The 17,158-nt window shown below is 65.6% G+C and carries 20 protein-coding genes; 2 read left to right on the forward strand and 18 right to left on the reverse strand.

Going from position 1 to position 17,158, the window contains the following annotated elements; all coding sequences use genetic code 11:
- The first annotated feature begins 46 nt into the window (after positions 1 to 46).
- On the forward strand, positions 47 to 1,042 hold the full coding sequence (locus FPY90_RS09240) for a hypothetical protein (RefSeq protein WP_139194651.1): 996 nt from the start codon (positions 47 to 49) through the stop codon (positions 1,040 to 1,042).
- Positions 1,043 to 1,060: 18 nt separating this feature from the next.
- Here the strand turns inward: FPY90_RS09240 and FPY90_RS09245 are convergent, their stop codons facing one another.
- The 12 genes from FPY90_RS09245 to FPY90_RS09300 form a co-directional block, all read right to left on the reverse strand.
- The gene (locus tag FPY90_RS09245) at positions 1,061 to 2,341 is read right to left on the reverse strand and encodes an MFS transporter (RefSeq protein WP_286135208.1); all 1,281 of its coding nucleotides are present in this window, start codon (positions 2,339 to 2,341) and stop codon (positions 1,061 to 1,063) included.
- Entirely contained in the window at positions 2,338 to 2,817 is a 480-nt protein-coding gene (locus tag FPY90_RS09250) for a MarR family winged helix-turn-helix transcriptional regulator (RefSeq protein ID WP_083410894.1), read from the reverse strand. The genes FPY90_RS09245 and FPY90_RS09250 overlap by 4 nt, the downstream gene beginning before the upstream one ends.
- A 245-nt stretch (positions 2,818 to 3,062) precedes the next feature.
- Positions 3,063 to 5,018 (reverse strand): NHL domain-containing thioredoxin family protein, encoded by a 1,956-nt coding sequence (locus FPY90_RS09255; RefSeq protein WP_498685155.1) that lies wholly within the window; start codon positions 5,016 to 5,018, stop codon positions 3,063 to 3,065.
- A gap of 105 nt (positions 5,019 to 5,123) precedes the next feature.
- Complete coding sequence (locus tag FPY90_RS09260) at positions 5,124 to 5,897, reverse strand: hypothetical protein (RefSeq protein WP_498685158.1); 774 nt, start codon at positions 5,895 to 5,897, stop codon at positions 5,124 to 5,126.
- Entirely contained in the window at positions 5,887 to 8,016 is a 2,130-nt protein-coding gene (locus FPY90_RS09265) for a bifunctional copper resistance protein CopD/cytochrome c oxidase assembly protein (protein ID WP_498685160.1), read from the reverse strand. Before FPY90_RS09265 ends, FPY90_RS09260 begins: the two co-directional genes overlap by 11 nt.
- Before the next feature lie 109 nt (positions 8,017 to 8,125).
- A complete protein-coding gene (locus FPY90_RS09270) occupies positions 8,126 to 9,358 on the reverse strand; it encodes a Dyp-type peroxidase (RefSeq protein WP_498685161.1) in 1,233 nt (410 codons plus the stop codon).
- A complete protein-coding gene (locus tag FPY90_RS09275; RefSeq protein WP_498685163.1) occupies positions 9,345 to 9,923 on the reverse strand; it encodes a copper chaperone PCu(A)C in 579 nt (192 codons plus the stop codon). Before FPY90_RS09275 ends, FPY90_RS09270 begins: the two co-directional genes overlap by 14 nt.
- Positions 9,924 to 10,136: 213 nt before the next feature.
- Positions 10,137 to 10,748 (reverse strand): copper resistance CopC family protein, encoded by a 612-nt coding sequence (locus FPY90_RS09280; protein ID WP_498685164.1) that lies wholly within the window; start codon positions 10,746 to 10,748, stop codon positions 10,137 to 10,139.
- A gap of 58 nt (positions 10,749 to 10,806) precedes the next feature.
- Positions 10,807 to 11,436, reverse strand: coding sequence for a hypothetical protein (locus FPY90_RS09285; RefSeq protein WP_498685165.1), 630 nt, complete (start codon positions 11,434 to 11,436; stop codon positions 10,807 to 10,809).
- A gap of 188 nt (positions 11,437 to 11,624) precedes the next feature.
- The gene (locus tag FPY90_RS09290) at positions 11,625 to 11,909 is read right to left on the reverse strand and encodes an HU family DNA-binding protein (RefSeq protein WP_071212675.1); all 285 of its coding nucleotides are present in this window, start codon (positions 11,907 to 11,909) and stop codon (positions 11,625 to 11,627) included.
- A gap of 322 nt (positions 11,910 to 12,231) precedes the next feature.
- Positions 12,232 to 13,218, reverse strand: coding sequence for an SDR family NAD(P)-dependent oxidoreductase (locus tag FPY90_RS09295; protein WP_175475350.1), 987 nt, complete (start codon positions 13,216 to 13,218; stop codon positions 12,232 to 12,234).
- Positions 13,219 to 13,322: 104 nt separating this feature from the next.
- Positions 13,323 to 13,490, reverse strand: coding sequence for a hypothetical protein (locus tag FPY90_RS09300; protein ID WP_498685168.1), 168 nt, complete (start codon positions 13,488 to 13,490; stop codon positions 13,323 to 13,325).
- Positions 13,491 to 13,642: 152 nt separating this feature from the next.
- Between FPY90_RS09300 and FPY90_RS09305 the strand changes: the two genes are divergently transcribed.
- Positions 13,643 to 14,290 carry a DnaJ family domain-containing protein gene (locus FPY90_RS09305; RefSeq protein WP_498685171.1) on the forward strand — a complete coding sequence of 216 codons (648 nt, stop codon included), beginning with the start codon at positions 13,643 to 13,645 and terminating at the stop codon, positions 14,288 to 14,290.
- Positions 14,291 to 14,357: 67 nt separating this feature from the next.
- Here the strand turns inward: FPY90_RS09305 and FPY90_RS09310 are convergent, their stop codons facing one another.
- The 6 genes from FPY90_RS09310 to FPY90_RS09335 form a co-directional block, all read right to left on the reverse strand.
- A complete protein-coding gene (locus FPY90_RS09310) occupies positions 14,358 to 14,546 on the reverse strand; it encodes a hypothetical protein (RefSeq protein ID WP_071212673.1) in 189 nt (62 codons plus the stop codon).
- Between the two features lie 111 nt (positions 14,547 to 14,657).
- Positions 14,658 to 14,963 (reverse strand): 30S ribosomal protein S14, encoded by a 306-nt coding sequence (gene rpsN / locus FPY90_RS09315; RefSeq protein ID WP_071212672.1) that lies wholly within the window; start codon positions 14,961 to 14,963, stop codon positions 14,658 to 14,660.
- A 2-nt stretch (positions 14,964 to 14,965) separates the two neighbouring features.
- A complete protein-coding gene (rpmG, locus tag FPY90_RS09320; protein WP_007270730.1) occupies positions 14,966 to 15,133 on the reverse strand; it encodes a 50S ribosomal protein L33 in 168 nt (55 codons plus the stop codon).
- The gene (gene rpmB, locus FPY90_RS09325; protein ID WP_071212671.1) at positions 15,133 to 15,369 is read right to left on the reverse strand and encodes a 50S ribosomal protein L28; all 237 of its coding nucleotides are present in this window, start codon (positions 15,367 to 15,369) and stop codon (positions 15,133 to 15,135) included. Before rpmB ends, rpmG begins: the two co-directional genes overlap by 1 nt.
- Before the next feature lie 409 nt (positions 15,370 to 15,778).
- Complete coding sequence (locus tag FPY90_RS09330) at positions 15,779 to 16,252, reverse strand: MarR family winged helix-turn-helix transcriptional regulator (protein WP_071212670.1); 474 nt, start codon at positions 16,250 to 16,252, stop codon at positions 15,779 to 15,781.
- A 104-nt stretch (positions 16,253 to 16,356) separates the two neighbouring features.
- Positions 16,357 to 17,154, reverse strand: a complete 798-nt coding sequence (locus tag FPY90_RS09335) for an ABC transporter permease (RefSeq protein ID WP_113761636.1) — start codon at positions 17,152 to 17,154, stop codon at positions 16,357 to 16,359.
- Positions 17,155 to 17,158 lie beyond the last annotated feature (4 nt).

Genomic DNA, 17,158 nt, shown 5'->3' on the forward strand with positions numbered 1-17,158 from the left:
GAGGGTCGGCGCGAACCACGCCGAATTCCCGGTAGCCTTGGACACAATGAGCGAACGTTTATCTCCCACAAGGGTCGCCGCCACATGGGCGGCGGCCCTTGTGGTGCTGGCCGTCCTGGCCTTTGCTGCCATTGCCCTGGTCAACCACAACTCCTTCGGACCCGCCCAGAAGGTCAAGGAACTGCATGTGCATCTCACCCGCGGCGAAGGCGCCGCGGCACTGGGGCTGCTCCAGGCCACGGTCCCCAAGGGCAATGCCCTGCTGCTTGACGGCGAGGGCCTGAAGGCCGCCAGCGCCGACGTCAAGGACTTCACGGTGGGCAAGCCCGAAAAGGTCGCCGGCGCCGATGACCTGGCCACCGTCACGGCAACCTACTCCATCCACGGGGTGCAGCAACAGACGACCTACCAACTGGAACGCACGGGCCGCAGCTGGCTGTTCTTCGAGAACTGGTCGTTTGTGCCCACGACGCTTCCCACCGTGGCGATCTCCGCGAACACCACCAACGAGGTGGTCGTGAATGCGCGCCCCGCCCCGCTGGTCAAGGGCAAGACCACGGTCCCGGTGTTTGTTCCGGCCGTCATCGACACCAGCTTCGCCACCCCGAACTTCCGGGCCGACTCGCGCGGCCTGGCGGTCACCGGGTTCTCGAAGAAGGCCACCGAGGTCAAGCTTCGCACGCAGCCCACCAAGAAGCTGCTCGACGAGGTCAACAAGCAGATCACCGCGTACCTGGATGACTGCGCAAAGCAGCAGGTCCTCATGCCCGCGGGCTGCCCGATGAGTTACTCCACCACTGCGCGGGTGCGTTCGGATTCCATCCACTGGAGCATCGTCGACTACCCCTCGGCCGAGATCGTGGCCTACGACGGCTCGTGGGCCCTGCGCCCGCTGACGGTCAAGGCACGCTTGGACGTCACCGAACAGGACCTGCGCACCGGGCGGTACACCGAGCGGACCGTTGATGACAGCTTCGGGTTCACCGCCGTGCTCAAGGCCAGCACCACCAAGGTCAGGGTCACCCCGGTTTCCAGCGAGTAGCCGCCCGGTTGCCGGGTCCTAGCGGCCCAGCGCCGGGACCAGGGACCTGGCGCGGGCCTTGTGCCTGGCCGGGGTCCCGGAGCCCTGTTTCTGTGTGCGACGGGTCCGGCGCAGCACCACGGCCACCGCGATGAGCCCGGCGACAAGCGAGATCAATGCTCCGCTGCCGACCGACCACCGGGCACCGAACTCGGTGCCGAGCCAACCCACCAGCGGGGCGCCCAGCGGCGTGCCGCCCTGGACGACCATCACGTAGAGCCCCAGCACGCGCCCGCGGTAGGCGGGGTCGACCGAGAGCTGGATCATGGTGTTGGAGCTGTTCAGGAAGGTCAGCGAGGCCAGTCCCACCGGCACCATCATCACCGCGTACCAGAAGAACGTGGGCATGAAGCTGGCGACCAATGCCGCAAGGCCGAAGCCGACGGCGCCACCGAGCAGGTAGCGCATCCGCGGCTTGCCGCGCCGGGCGGCCAGCAGGGCCCCGGCGAGCGTGCCGATGGCCATAATGGTTCCCAGCAGGCCGAACTCCCCCGCCCCGACATGGAAGACATCGGTGGCCATCATCGCGTTGGTGAGCTGGAAGTTCAGCCCGAAGGTGGCAACCACGAAGGCCAGCGCGAAGATCAGCAACAGATCGGGGCGGTTGCGCACGTAGGCGACGCCCTCGCGGATCTGGCCCTTTTGGCGGGCCACCAGCCGGGTGGGCTGGAACTGCTCGGTGCGCATCTTGGCCAGCGAGAAGATCACGGCCCCGAAGCTGGCTGCATTGATCAGGAATGCCGGTCCGGTGCCGAACCAGGCGATCAGCATCCCGGCCACGCCGGGGCCGGCCAGCCGGGCCAGGTTGAACGAGGCGCTGTTCAGGGCGACGGCATTGGGCAGGTCGCTGGCCGGGACGAGTTCGGAGACGAAGGCCTGGCGTGCCGGGGCGTCGAAGGCGCTGGCCACGCCCAGCCCCAGTGCAAGCAGGTAGACATGCCAAAGCTCCGCGGCGCCGGTGACCACCAGTACGCCCAACACCACGGCAAAGAAGCCCATCGCCGACTGCGTGATCAACAGCAGCTTGCGCTTGTCCATGCGGTCCGCAAGCACGCCAGCAAAGGGTCCCAAAATGAGAATGGGGAGGAATTGCAGGCCGGTGGTGATGCCGACAGCCGTTCCGTCGTGGTCGGTCAGGATGGTGAGCACCAGCCAGTCCTGGGCGACGCGCTGCATCCAGGTGCCGATGTTGGAAACCAGGGCGCCGGCGGTCCACAGGCGGTAGTTCGGGATCTTCAGGGCGCTGAACATCTTGCTCATTTGGCGCTCATTTCCTGCAGCAGGGCCGCGGCCCGCGCCAGGGTTGCCCGGTCCTTGGCATCGAGCGTTTCCAGCCGCACGGCCAGCCAGGCGGTGCGTTGGCTTCGGGCGCCGTGGTAGGCGGCCATCCCCTCGGGGGTGGGAGCGATCATCACCTGGCGGGCGTCGGCCTCGCTGACGGTGCGGGTGACCAGCCCGGCTTCCAGCAGGGACTTCACGATGCGGGTCATGGACGGGGCGGCGACCTGTTCGCGGGCAGCCAGGTCGCCGATGGTGTGTTGCTGGTTCCGCAGGCCCGCCAGCACCGAGTACTGGGCGGGGGTGAGGGTTTCGGAGCTTGATTCCAGGCGCAGGCGGCGGGATGTCTTCATCACGGCCACCCGAAGTTCGGCGGCCAGGTCGCCGGTGTTGGTTGCGTTGCTGACGCGGGTGGGGGCTATGCGTACGGGTTTCGGGGCATCATTGGTTGCGTTCATGTGATCCGGGCGGGCCCGGGATTCTCCTTCAATGCGCCGGGGCGCCGGCGCCTTGGGTTTCGACCTCTTCAGTTCCTTAGCATTGCTAACAATACTTGGGTCGAAATATTCCCGCCATGATGGCCATCACCCGGGCACCCATCTGAAGGGTGAGATGCCTAACCACCGACCCCGGTGTTAAGCGCGAACGAGGCCCGCCCCCTCGTTTCGGGGGACGGGCCTCGCTTCGGGCGTGGTGTTGCCGCCTAGTTGTCCATGCCGCGCAGGTCCAGGACCAGTTCGGTCTCGCCCTCGGCATCCACCAGCACCGGGATTCCCCAGTCCTGCTGGTACAGGTGGCAGGCGGCGTGCATGGGGATCTCCCCGCCGGGCTCGCCATCGCAGGCGGCCGCACGGGCCGTGATGTGCAGGACACCCTCGGCGATCTCCGGGTTCAGTTCCAGGGTCCGGGTCAGCCCGGTGGAGGTGCCGCCGCCGGAAAGCAGCAATTCCTCCGGCGAGGAGGAGATCTTCAGCTGGGTCGGATCCCCCCAGCGGTCATCGAGCTTCTGCCCTGTGGGTGCGGAGAAGCGCACGGTCAGCGCGTGCTCCCCCGAAGCGACCTTGGTCTTGGGGCGCTGGGTCTGGGACGCGCCCTCGTCGACGAGAAGGGCCTCGGCCGGAAGTGGCAGGCGCACCAGCTGGTGGTTGTTGGTCTCCACGACCAGCAGCACCGGCTCGCCGTCCACCGAGGAATCCAGCTGCACGTCGGCCGGCTCGTTCAGGCCGCGGGCCAGCGTGCTGACGGTCGCGGTGGCCGGGTCGTAGCGGCGCACCGCGCCGTTGTAGGTGTCGGCAATGGCGATCGAGCCGTCCGGCAGCGCGGCAACGCCCAGCGGGTGCTGCAGGCGGGCCTCGGCGGCGGCGCCGTCGCGGAAGCCGAAGTCGAAGAGTCCGGCACCGATGGCCGATTCCACGGCCGCAACCGATCCGTCCTCGGCCAGCACCAGGCGGCGCAGCGCGGAGGTCTCCGAGTCGGCGACCCAGATGTTCTCGTCCTTGTCCAGGGCCAGGCCCGAGGGCTGGGCGAACCAGCTGGCATCCGGGCCGCCGTCGGCCAGGCCTTCCAGGCCGGTGCCGGCGAAGACCGACAGGGCACCGGTCACCGGGTTGAAGGCGAAGATCTGGTGGGTGCCGGCCATCGCGATGGCCACGGCCTGCGTCTTGGGGCTCCACAGCACGTCCCACGGGGAGGACAGCGAGGTGCCCAGCGGGTCGCTGCCCAGGTCGCTGATCCAGGCTTCCTCGTTGTTCTCGTCGACAGCGGCGCGTGCCTGTTCGGCGTCCAGCAGGCGCTGGATGCCGTTCCCGGCCAGCGTGGTGACGTTCCCGGTGTCCAGGTCCAGCCCGCGCAGGCGGTGGTTCACGGTGTCGGCGATGACCGCGTGGTAGCCCAGCGTGGCGGCGAGCTCGGCCGGGAGCAGGGCCAGGCCCTGCGGCTCGTTGAACTGCGCGGTTTCCGCGTCGCCGTCGGCAAAGCCCTTCACGCCCGAGCCGAAGGTGCGCACCACGGTGGACAGGTCGTTGCCCAGTTCCACGATGCGGTGGTGGCCCGAGTCCCCGACCAGGAAATTCCCGTTTTGGAGCGCCACGGCCTTGCCCGGGAAGCGCAGGTCCCCCTCGCGGGCGGGCGGCGCCACGTAGGGGCCGGTGCCGCGGTGCAGCGTGCCCTTGGCATCGTGCTCGGCGATGAGTTCCTCGACGAGCGATTCCAGCCCGGCCGCATGACCCTCGCCGGAGAGGTGGGCCACGATGTAGCCCTCGGGGTCCACGACCACCAGGGTGGGCCAGGCGCGTGCGGCATAGGCCTGCCAGGTGACCAGCTCCGGGTCGTCCAGCACAGGGTGCTCGATCTCGTAGCGTTCCACGGCGGCGGCCAGCGCGACCGGATCGGCCTCGTACTCGAACTTCGGGGAGTGCACGCCCACGGTCACCAGGACATCGGAGTACTTGGCCTCCAGCGGACGCAGCTCATCGAGCACGTGGAGGCAATTGATGCAGCAGAAGGTCCAGAAATCGAGGATCATGATCTTGCCGCGGAAGTCCTCCAGCGTCAGTTGCTTCCCGCCGGTGTTCAGCCAGTTGCGGCCGACCAGTTCGGAGGCACGGACCTTGTAGGAGGTGCGTACGGATTCGGTTCCGGTGCTGGGGGTTGCTGTCATGGATCTGCTCCTGGGCTTGTCGGCTGACGTTGTGCTGTATTCAATTATCCCGTTTTTGCCCGGCGAAGCCGAGATCATGACATGATGCGACGATCCGTCGACGGGCTAGCGGGCCTGGGTCAGGGCGGCGTTGAGCACCTGGGCCGCCATTTGGCTGAACTCCGGCGCCTTCAGGCCGTCGGCGGCAATGAACGAAACCATTGCCACGTAATCCCCCTTGGCCTTGATCAACACCAGGGCCTGCTGCCGCATTCCCTGGCCCTGCCTGCCGCGGGTCCACAGGATGGCCGAATCCGCGTCCCCGGCCTGCAACACGGGCTTCTCGGTGGAGAAGGGAACGGTCTCGGTTTCCTGGTGCATGGTCACCTTCTGGCATTCGGTGAGCATCGCCAGCACCGTGGCGTAGTGGGCATCCAGCGCCGACTTGTCGGTGACCTTCGCGACCTCGACCGATCCGGTGGCGGGGATCTTCTCGGTGAGGAAGTCGGTACGCGCTCCCTCGCCGCCCATTTGCACCGGGGACCAGTTCAGCGACTCGATGACATCCGCGCATTGGGTGGGCAGCACCGCGACCCCTCCCGGGGTGTCTTCGGGGGCCTTCTTCAGGTCGGCGAGTTCGGTCCCGGAGATCACCCGGGCCTTGTCGAAGCCCAGCCGTGCGGCCATGGAGATGCCCGAGGCCACCGAGAGTTCGGAGACGTTCAGTTCGGCGGCCTCACCGCTGGGTGTTGCGGCGGCGGAGGCGCCGGTGGGCAACGGTGCGTGTCCCTCGGGCAGTTCCACGGCTTGCGGGGCCCCGGCGCAGCCGGCAAGTGCCAGCCCCAGGGAAAGGGTCAGGGCAAGGGTGCGCAACGCACCCGTCTTGGTCCTAGCGGCCACGGCGCGCAATCTCCTCGTCCTGCTTTTTCAATTGGGCAAACATCTCGTTGTAGGCGTGCAGTTCCGCGTCGTTGTCGCGGTCCGCCTGCCGGTCCTTGCGCTTGGATTCCCTGGTGTCGTCCCGGTTCCAGGACACCATCACGCCCAAGGCGATCAGCAGCGTCGGGATCTCCCCGATCCCCCACATGGCCCCGGCACCCAGCCGCTGGTCGGCCAGCGCACCCTCGCCCCAGCTCCTGCCCATGTTGCCGAACCAGTCGGCCTGGTACAGCGAGGTGGAGCTCATGATGGAGACGCCGTAGAAGGCGTGGAAGGCCATGGTGGCCAGCAGGATCACCAGGCGCATCGCGTGCGGTGCCCGCTTCGGGACCGGGTCGGTGCCGATCATTGACAGTGCAAAGAGGTACCCGGTGATGAGGAAGTGCAGGTTCATCAGCTCGTGGCCCATGTGGTTGCGCAGCGCGAAGCCGAAGGCCGAGGATTCATAGAAGATGATGATGGAACCGGCGAAGTTGGCCGCGGCAAAGAGCGGGTTGGTGACGAGGGCGGAGAACTTCGAGTGCACCAGCACCAGGATCCATTCACGCGGCCCACGGGTCCCGTCGGTGCGCGAGCCCAGGGCCTTCAACGCCAGGGTGACCGGCGAGCCGACCACCAGGAGCAGCGGGGCCACCATGGTCAGGGCCATGTGGTCCACCATGTGCACGGAGAACAGGATCTTGCCGTAGACCGCCAGCGCACCGGAGGTGAAGTAGAACAGTGCCGTGAGTCCGAGGAGCCAGGAGATGGTCAGCAGGATCGACCACTTGTCGCCGCGACGGCGCACCGTCACCACGGCCCACAGGTAGGCGACGGCCAGGAAGAGCGCGATGGCGATCCACAGCCAGTCAAAGCGCCAGACTTCCATCCAGCTGGAGCTGGTCAGTTCCGGGGGCAGCTCGTACCCGGTGAGCAGCCGGGCCGGGGTGGGCAATTCCGGCGGGGTGTCCGGGGTGGGCGGCGCGGTGCGGGCCAGCACCGTGGCCAGGGCCATGACCGTGGCCATGATGATGGTTTCGGCTCCCACGATCAGCCAGGCCGCGCGGGTTGCCGCAAGCTTTCCGGCTTCCAGGGCGGGGATGACCCGGCGGCGGTGGGCCAGGCCCAGCGCGCCCAGGGCGATGGTGGCCAGCGCCTTGGCGATCACCAGCCACCCGTAGGGTGTCATCCACTGGTCCCAGTCGGTGATGCGGATGGTCGCGTTCACGACACCGGAACCGGCGACCAGGATGATGGAGATGGTGGCCAGCGCGGAGAAGCGGTGCAGCACGGTGCCGGCCAGGATCGGGCGGGCGCCGGGGTAGCGTCCCGGGGCCTTGGCGGCCAGCAACGGTGCCAGCGCGGCGAGCACCACGATGCCGCCGAACCACAGGCACACCCCGGCCAGGTGCAGCATGATCGAGTTGACCGCACCCCAGTGGTCGTCTCCCCCGGCGGCGTGGCCGATCAGCGACATCGGCAGGATCCCGGCGAAGGAGAAGGCGGTGGTGGCCCCGACCCAGGCCGGGGAACGCACGCCGAAGGCAAGGGAGGAGGTGATCGCGGCAATCACGATCATCCACGCCCAGGCCTTGCCCACGGAGATGTTCAGGACGTAGTCGAGCATGGCGGAGGTGTAGCTGGGGTCGGTGCTCATGGGCTTGCCGACCAGGTCCCAGAAGTTGAAGACCAGCACCGCGGCCGCGGACACCGTCCAGACCATGCCGGAGGCGGCGGCAAGGTTCAAGGTGCGGGCAAAGGCGGGGTGGGTTTGGCCGCCGTCGGTGTCGTGCTTGCCCGGTTCCGGGCGCTTGGGCTTGGTGGAACGCGGCAGGATGGTTGCGGCGAAGACCAGGGCGGCGATCGTGATGGCCATCGACGAGTGGTGAAGTGCCTTGGCGGCAGGCAGCGCCCACCGCACGAAGGGCCCGGGGTCCCCCAGCTCACTGGCCTGGGCGGTGCCGGCAAAATAGCTGGCCGCAATGATCACCAGCACCCCGACCACGAGTGCGGGAAGGGTCAGCATGAGCAAGAGCCTCTTGCCTGGCATCGACGCCTCGACCTTGGTGGCCGTGGCCTGCGTGTTCCGTGACTTGTTCACAATGTCCTTTCAGCTTCCTCGCCGATCCATTCTCCCACCGATTGCCCGGCACCAAGGTGCCAAGGTGGCTCACGCCACCCGCCGGCACCTCGGGACCGGTATCCGGGGATCAGGTGGCGAGCAGTTCCTTGCCCAGGAACGAACCTTCGCGGCACCCCGGAAGGATCGCATAGACAGCTGACCCGATCGGCGTGGTCCACTCGTTGAGCAGGTCGGCCGCATCCAAGCGTTGCTGGATGGGGACGAATTGGCGATCGACGTCGCATTGGTAGGAGGCAAAGAGCAACCCCGCCTTGGTGCCGTCGAGGTAGTTGTAGCCGCGGCGCAGGATTTTTTCATCCGCCTCGCGGGCCTGCGAGCGGGCCACGTGCGAATCGTCGGATATCACCGGGAAGCCGGCGGCGTCGCGCACCCGCAGATCGGGGGTGTCGAACTCGTGCTCCCCGGTCAGCGGTGAGCCGTCGGACTGGCGGCGCCCCAGGGAGAAGTCCCGGGCCGGGCGGTCCACCTCGTCCCAGGCATCCAGGTCCATCTCGATGCGCCGCAGCACCAGTGAGGTTCCACCCGCCACCCAGGGTTCAAGTCCCTCGCCGCCGAACACTGCCCGATCAAGCATGGCATCGACGGGATTCCCGGTGCCGTCCTTCTGCCCGAACAGGTTGCGCATGGTCGCCCCCTCGGGCATGGAACCGCGCGAGTGGCGGAACCCGTCCTGCACCCACCTGGTCTTGGCCAGGGTGCGCAGGTCCTTTTGGATGGCCCGGCGGGCGTGCACCAGCGAGATTTGGTCGTCCCCGCATAATTGCACCAGCACGTCGCTTTGGCCCCAGGCCTTGTCCAGCCGGTCAACGGAGAAGCGGGGAAGGTCCTTCAGCCACCCTGGCACCAGGTCCGGATTCAGGATGGCCGCGGCGTGCTGCCCCAGCCCCACCGTGAGCGTGAGTCGCGCCGGGTTTGCCGCCATTTCCGGTTCGGTGTCGGCAAGGACGCCGCGGCCGGCCATGAGGCGGGATGCGTCGTCGCTGATGATCTTCAGTATCCGGGCCAGCGCGTCACGTGTCGTTGCCTCATTGGCGCCCGGTTCATGGATCAGGTCCAGGGCCAGGAATGTGGCATATGCCGGGGCAGGGGTGGTGATTCCCGGTTGGCGCTGCCCGTGAAACGCAATGGTGTCCGAGCCGTGCAGCGCCTGGTCCGGTTCGGCGGCTGCCGCGCCGAGTGGCAGGCCGGCGGCGGTGAATCCCGCCGCGGCACCCGCAGCGGCTGCGGCCGAGCCGAGCAGCAGGCCGCGGCGCGAGGGTAGGCGGCTTGCCTTCGCATGGGCGGTGTCAGTGACCGGCATGCCCGTCCCCTTCCGCGGGACCTGCGTGGCCCGATTCCTCGGCTTCCGGTGCGTAGGACTCCTTGGCCCCGGTGAAGCTCTTGATCTCGAAGGGGACCTCGCGGGTGCTGCCGTCGCCGAAGGTGAGTCTCAGGGCACGGCTTTGACCGACCTTGAGTTCCTGCTTCAGGTCCATCAGCATCACATGTTTGCCACCCGGGGCAAGCTCGATGGTTGAATGTGCGGGGATCTCCAGCGGACCGTCAAGCTCCTTCATGCTCATGGCGGTGCCCGAGCCTTCCATGTCGTGCAGCTCGGTGCTGCCGGCCAGGGTCGAGTCGACCTTGACGAGCGCGGCCGGATGGTCCGTGGGGTTTTCCAGCACGGCAAAGCCGCTGGTCATCCCGTCGCTGGCTGCCCTGATCCAGGATTCGGAAATCTGCAGCGATTCGGCTTCGGTGGTGTTTGCATTCTGAGTAGCCGCATCGGATGCGCCGGCAACTGCGCATCCGCTCAGCAGCAGGCCGGCCATGGATGCGGCAGCGAGGGGTGCGGAAAAGCGATGGGTGGGGATGTTGAAGTTCATGGGAAACTCTCCAAAATTCAGGGCTGCGGGCACGCCAAGACTGTCCGTGGGCATGGCCCGCAAGGCATCGCTTCCGTTGGAGGAAGGCGATGCCTGTTCAGGGGGAAGGTCGTGTCGCCGCCGAGCCGCAAGGCGCCGCCCGGTTCCCCGGCATGCGCTGGTGCCGGGGAACCGGGGCCCTCGTGGCGGACTCGGCGGGGTGTGGCCGGGCGGCTACTTGGTCTGGCGGCGGACCTTCAGCAACACCAGGGCGATGATGCCGATCCCGGCAACGCCGATGATGGCCCAGACCAGGCCCGCGGGCATGCCGGCAACCGGTGTGGTGGTGTCGCCGTCCTCGGCGCTCGGCTGCTCCGACGGCGTGGCACTCGGCGTAGCGGACGCCGCCGGAGCGCTCGCGGTTGCCGGTGCACTGCTGGCCACTGCCGCCGGGTCGTTGACCTCGAAGGCGATCTTCTTGTCAATCGGGTGCCCGTCCGAGGACACCACCCGGGCGATGAGGGTGTAATCTCCGTTGGCCAAGATGGTGGACGGGGTGACGGTTACTTCGCGGCGGTCGATCGCAAAGGTGGTATCGACGTTGGTTCCCTTGCCATCCGAAAGTTCAAGGATCGTCCCGATCTTCTTGATGTCTCCGCTGAAGGTCAGCACCAGTGATTTGGGTGCCGTCTTGAGCACCTCTCCGCTGGCAGGTGTGGAGGAAATCAGTTCGTCGTGTGCCTGGGCGCTTGATACGCCGAAAACGGTCATCAGGCACAGCAGCACGGCGGCGACGAGTACGCCGATTCGGGTGGCGGTGCGTGGGGCTTGGATTGTGTCAGTCATGGGGTACGTGGTCCTTTTCTCCGCGGCGATGTTGGCTCGCAGGAAGTTGGGGGCTGCTTTACGGGTGTGCGAAAGCAGGTCCCCGCGGAGGACCGCGGCGGTGCAGGGCCGGGCGCAGCACGTCACGCAGGACCAGCACGCGGTAGGCAACGCCGAGCAGGGGCTGTTTGCCCCGAGTTGCCTGCAGCCCGCGTACAAACAGGATCAGGCGCGGTACGTACAGGGAGATGGCCTGGGCAAATGTGCGGGCGGCGATCTCACCCCGGCGCATGGCCGTGATGGTCACGATTGCGGCGGCCACGTGGGCGACGGTCATCAGCCAGCCCGCTGGCGACTCGGCGGCGGTTGCGGCGGCCACGGTTGGGCCTATGCCCAGTTCAAGACCGTGTCCTGCGTGGGCGCCGCTTTCCAGGATGAGCCCGGCGGCGCCTTGGTGCTGGTGGCCGAACAGGCCGAAGGCGCCATGGTAGGCGCCCTGGCTCAGCAACACCGCGAGGCCGGTGCGCATCAATGAGGTCTTGCCGGAGGCCAGGGCCGTGCAGATGACGGCGCTGATACATAGCAGGAGTCCGATGACGGCAAGCGGCGGCATGACCCCGTCCACGGCGGTATGGGAGGCGGCGGCAAGGCAGGTGCAAATCAATGCACCAATCCAGCCACGCAAGATGCGCAGGCCGTGATCCTTCATGCCGTTTTCCTCCGCCAAGGGATTGATAGGTAATGCCTCATGGTTCCAGCAAGTCATTCTACGCGATTCTACGGGTCGTAGAATTCTAAATTCGCCCACGGCACCCATTAACGCCAAAGCCGCCCCCCGCATCCGGTCCTTGGGACCATTGCGTGGGGCGGCTTGAAAGCTGTTGCGCGCGGCGCAGACTACTTGCCGGTAACGGCAGCCTTCAGCTTGGAGCCAGCGGTCAGCTTGACCGAGTGGCCAGCCGGAATCTGGATGGCTTCGCCGGTCTGCGGGTTGCGGCCGGTGCGTGCTGCACGGTCGGTGCGCTCGACTGCGAGCCAGCCCGGGATCGAGACCTTTTCGCCCTTGGAAATCTGGGAAACGAATACGTCGAACACTGCATCCAAAACACCGTTGACGGCTACCTGGGAGTTGCCGGTCTTCTCGGCGACAGCTGCAACAAGTTCACTACGGTTCATAGCCAAAGTATGTCCTCCTGGACTTCTCTTCCCGGACGCAGTTGGCCCGGGTCGCCTCGCGTTCGCGGGGACTTCTGTGTGAGAACTTACCAAATGTTCCTGCGCGAAACGCCCGATACGGGCCGAATTCCCGGGAATTTTTTGAAGTTTGGCGGTTTTTTCGCCTTCAGCGGCCCGTTTTACTCCGAAAGAGAGACGAACAGCACTCTTGGGGGTCGAAGTCGCCACAATCCAGCAGACCGGTTCACGCGGTCATTTCGGGTTCCCTGGCCATCGCTTCCAGGGACTTCAAACATCGACGTCGCTCCGCCGGCAAGCGGTCAATGGGCTAACCGAAAAGGGAAATTCCGGTGGCGGATTCGGCTGCCTTCCATATGGTTGCGGCAGGCCCGGAATCCGTGGTGATTGACGCAGGGGTGGCCTTGCGCGGGCCACCCCTGACCAGCCACCGCGGTCCGTAAAAGACCGCTCCCGGAGTGCTGAAGGCGTCGGGGTCCACGGCGGCCCGAACTATCGGCCAGGCACCCCGGTCCTTGCCCTGGGTAAACGGGGCCTGGAGCGTATCAACGACTCGTTTGAACGTGCCGGGCTCGTTGACGCCGGCAATCCCGGGTGTGCGCCCGGAGAGCGAATAACCGGGATGGGCGCTCAACGCCCTGGTCGTGCCGGGGGTTCGCTGCAGCCGTCGGTCGAGTTCGAAAGCGAAGGATTGGAGCATGATCTTGGATTGGGCGTAGGCCTGCCACGAGGAATAGTTGCCCTGCAATTGCGGATCATCCAGGTGCGGGCGAACCAGCAGGGTGGAAAGCGAGCCCAGGGTCAGCACGCGGGCGGCCGGGGCCCGTTCCAGGACCGGAAGCAGCCCGGCGACCAGCGCGAAGTGCCCGAAGAAGTTGGTCGCAGCCACGAGTTCCAGCCCGTCCACGCTCTGCTGGCGCGTGCGCGGGGCATGCACCATGCCGGCGTTGGCGATCAGCACATCCAGGTGCTCAAGGCGGCCAAGTTCGGCAACCGCTGCGGCGACGGATCCGAGACTGGAAACATCAAGGGTCGCCAGGCGAAGCCGTGCCCCGGGTACACGTGCACGAATTGCCTGCGCGGCGGCTTCCGCCTTGCGTTTGTCGCGGCACGCCATGATGACTTCGGCCCCGCGCCGGGCCAAGTGGAGACTGGTCCAGAATCCAATCCCTGCATTCGCTCCGGTGACCAAGATGCGCAGGCCGCTGGCGTCGCCGTTTCGGCGACGTGCCACCACCGCGTCTTCCTGCCTGGAAGTTCGGGTCTTGTTGATGCCTGTGGTCTTGAACTGGTCCATGATGTCCAAAGCTACAGTCTTCCCGATAGCAGTGCCCGATGCGTGGGGTTGGTCTGCCGGTGCTCCCCGGCTTTCGGTGGCTCGCGTCCCGGCCAGTCGTTGGCTCAGCGCTCCAGCTTGCTCTCCTTGGCTTGGTTGCGGCATAGAAGATAGCCAATGCCCGATGACAGCGCGCCAGCGGCCGTCAGCAATCCCCACAGTGGGTCGATGCTCAGGGCAATGGCGGTAGTCAGCAGGAACAGAACGGTTGAGGTGCCAAATAGTGCCTTCATCGGGCACAGCCTACCGAACGAGCAAAAGCAGGGCCTTAATCGGGCGAGACGTTGGAGGCCCAGCGCCCGGGAACCACCAGTGCCTGCCTGTTGATGCTGGCCAAGCGCGTTGTTAAGGTTAAGGCAACATCCCGGAAGGGTGGTCCCAGCACATGTCCCGACGCAACCTTGATGAGAACCGTGAGGCCGCACTGCGCTCGGCCCGCTACCGCTTGGCTCGCGATGTCGACGGGGAACAGCTCCCCGTCGATGAGTACGCCGAAAGGACCGGGCGGAGGCTGGGCGATGAGTCGGAACCGGCAGCCGAGGTCCGCAGCTTCCACGCCGACGACGAGGTCTGGGAAGTCGCCAACAGCGCCCTGGACGCCGCGTTCGCCAGGGGCGACTTCGACAACCTCGCCTATGCGGGCAAGCCGATACCGGGCCTTGGATCCACCGCGGATCCCGATTGGTGGATCAAGGGGCTGATGAAGCGTGAACAGATCAGCGGTGTCGGTCCCCCGGCGCTGCTGCTGCGCAAGGAAGACGAAGAACTGGAAGAGACCTTGGACCGGATGGCGGATCCCGCCGCGGTGCGGTCATTGCTGGAGGATTTCAACGCCCGTATCATCGAGGCCCGCCGCCAGCTGCTCGGCGGTCCACCGGTGATCACCGCGCTGCGTGACGTCGAGGACGAAGTCGCCGCGTGGCGAGAACGCCGAACCGCCCGTGCAGTGGCCGCGGCACCCACAGAAAAGGCACCGCAGGAGCACCGTCCCGGGCGGTTCGGGCGCTTGTTCGGGTCGGCACGAAAGCGGTGACCGCCAGTGGGCCATCCAGGCCGTCGGCGGCGCCACCCGCCCTGCCCGGTACGGGTGGCGAAGGCATTCAGCGGCGGTAGAGGCCTCTGCCCTGATCGATGTTGCGTCGCGCTTCGCGCAGGGCGCGAGCGGTCTCGGGATCAGTCCGCTGAATGTCGACTGCTCGCTTGTCCAGGGTCCTGCGCATTCCGATTCCGACTGACAACAGACACAGCACGAGAATCCCCGCGACGATCAAGATCGATAGCATGTCCATGCTGCGAGCCTACTCTCGTTCCGATCTTTAAGGGACCGGATCGGGAAAGCGCTTGTTAAGTGGCCAAAGGCCCCAACCGATTCGGTTGGGGCCTTCGACTGCTTCTGGAATTTACCAGGAAGACTTGGTGATGCCCGGAAGCTCGCCACGGTGTGCCATGTCGCGGAAGCGAACACGGGAGATACCGAACTTCTGGAGGGTGCCGCGCGGGCGGCCGTCAATGGAATCGCGGTTACGAACGCGTACCGGCGAAGCATTGCGGGGCAGCTTCTGCAGACCCAAGCGGGCCTCTTCGCGTGCCTCATCGGTTGCGTTCGGATCAACCAAGGTCTTCTTGAGGGCTGCACGCTTTTCGGCGTAACGCTCAACAATGACCTTGCGCTGCTCGTTCTTAGCAATCATAGACTTCTTGGCCATGTTTAGCGCTCCTCTCGGAATTCGACGTGCTTGCGGACTACCGGGTCGTACTTCTTCAGAACCATGCGGTCTGGGTTGTTACGACGGTTCTTGCGGGTCACGTAGGTGAACCCGGTGCCGGCGGTCGACTTGAGCTTAATGATCGGACGTACGTCCTTATCCTTAGCCACTAGAGCTTCACACCCTTCGCAAGCAGGTCGGCTACAACGGCATCAATGCCGCGGACGTCAATGCGCTTGATGCCCTTGACCGAAAGGGTCAGGGTAACGTTGCGACGCAGGGACGGAACCCAGTAGCGCTTCTTTTGGATATTCGGGTCGAACCGACGCTTGTTGCGGCGGTGCGAGTGGGAGATGCTGTGTCCGAAGTTCGGAACCGCACCAGTCACCTGGCATACAGCTGCCATGATCACTCCTCAGTTGTAGTAAATATTGGCGGTACTCGTTGACAGATACAGCGGAAAACTGCTGCCTCTGAATCTGCGTATAAGAGTCCCGCCACCAGTTGTGACACCGTTATTACTGCAGAAGGTAACCAGGCTGGGTGAGAACCAACCGAAGAGCCTTTTTTAGCGTGAAAGACGGTGAACCTCATGGCCAATGAGTACTTTTCCCTACTCGGCTGACCATGATATTCGGTTTTACGGGCAACCGTGCAAACCCGTTTGGGCATGCACGACTTAACGCCTAACCATTCTAGGCGATTAACACATCGGCAGCCAAATCGACAACAGGGCTTTCCGGGTCCCCGGCATGCGATCTGCCTCACGTCCGAATCAAAGGCCCCGAGGCGGGGCCACCGGACCCGAGGCGCTCCTAGCGCAGAATCCAGTGCGCGGGGTCCAGCCGGCCCACGAGCTTCTGGCCGATGCGTGCCAGTTCCGCCACGTCGTGGTCGTCTAAACCCTCGAAAATCAGTTTCCGCACCGAACCAACATGTTCGGGGGCAAGGGACTCAACCTTGTCCCACCCATCGTCCGTGAGCCTGGCGATGGTCACGCGGGCATCCTCCGGGGACCTGGTTCGTTCAACCCATCCCCGGCCTTCCAGCTTCTTGACCACGTGCGACAGCCGCGAGAGCGAGGCGCTGGTCCGGGAGGCCAGTTCGCTCATCGGCAGGATCCGTTCGGGGGCCTCCGACAGCATGGCAAGCACGTTGTAGTCGAAAAGGGTGATCTTGGCCTGGACCTGCAACTCGCTGTCGAGTGCGGCGGGCAGCAGCGTGGTGACGGACACCAGGGCCAGCCAAGCGTCTCTTTCAACGGGGCTTAGCCACTTAGGTTCGCTCATGGGCACTATCCTTGCATAGCTCATGCCCGCTTCAAGATTCCGTGCTCCGGTGTGCCCTTTCACCGTGGGAGAAGGGCACACCGCACGGCACGGCCCCGCCGCTTCTAGCGCGCGGCCAGGGCCTTGCGGCGGCGGTAGGCAATGACCTGCGAGGTGACAACGACCACCAGCGCCAGGATGAACATGGCCGACCCGATCACGTTGGCCTGCGCGGGGATGCCGCGGGTGGCCGAAACGTAGATGAACTTCGGGAACGTCGAGAAATTTCCGGAGTTGAAGTTCGTGATGATGAAGTCATCGAAACTCATCGCGAAGGACAGCAGCGCCGCGGCCACGATCCCCGGAAGCAACAGCGGGAAGGTGACCTTCCAGAACGTGAGGAACGGGCTGGCATACAGGTCCGATGCCGCTTCTTCCAACCTGGGGTCAAGCGAGGAAACGCGCGCCCTGACGGTGACAACCACGAAGGACATGCAGAAGATCACGTGGGAAATCACGATGGTGCTGAAGCCAAGCTCCCATCCCAGGTTCAGGAACTGGGCCAGCAGCGAGGCGCCGAGCACGACCTCCGGGGTGGCCAGCGGCAGGATGATCAACAGGTCCGCGGTGTTGCGGAACTTGAACTTGTAGCGCACCAGGCCCAGGGCCACGCAGGTGCCAAGCACCGTGGCGAAGATCGTGGCGACCAACCCGATCTGCAGCGAGTTGACCAACGACTCGCACACATTCGGTGCGCCGCAGGGGTTCTTCCAGTTCTCGAGCGTGAAGCCCCGCCATTCGAGGTTGGTGCGTCCGGCGTCATTGAACGAGAACACGAAGATGTACGCAATGGGTACCAAGAGATAGATGAAGGCCAGGCCTCCGGCGACCGGGATGAACCAGCGCCCAAATTTTTGTCGCATTCCA

It is taken from the genome of Arthrobacter sp. C2 (genome assembly GCA_024207135.1).
In the GTDB taxonomy this organism is placed as follows: Bacteria; Actinomycetota; Actinomycetes; order Actinomycetales; family Micrococcaceae; genus Paeniglutamicibacter.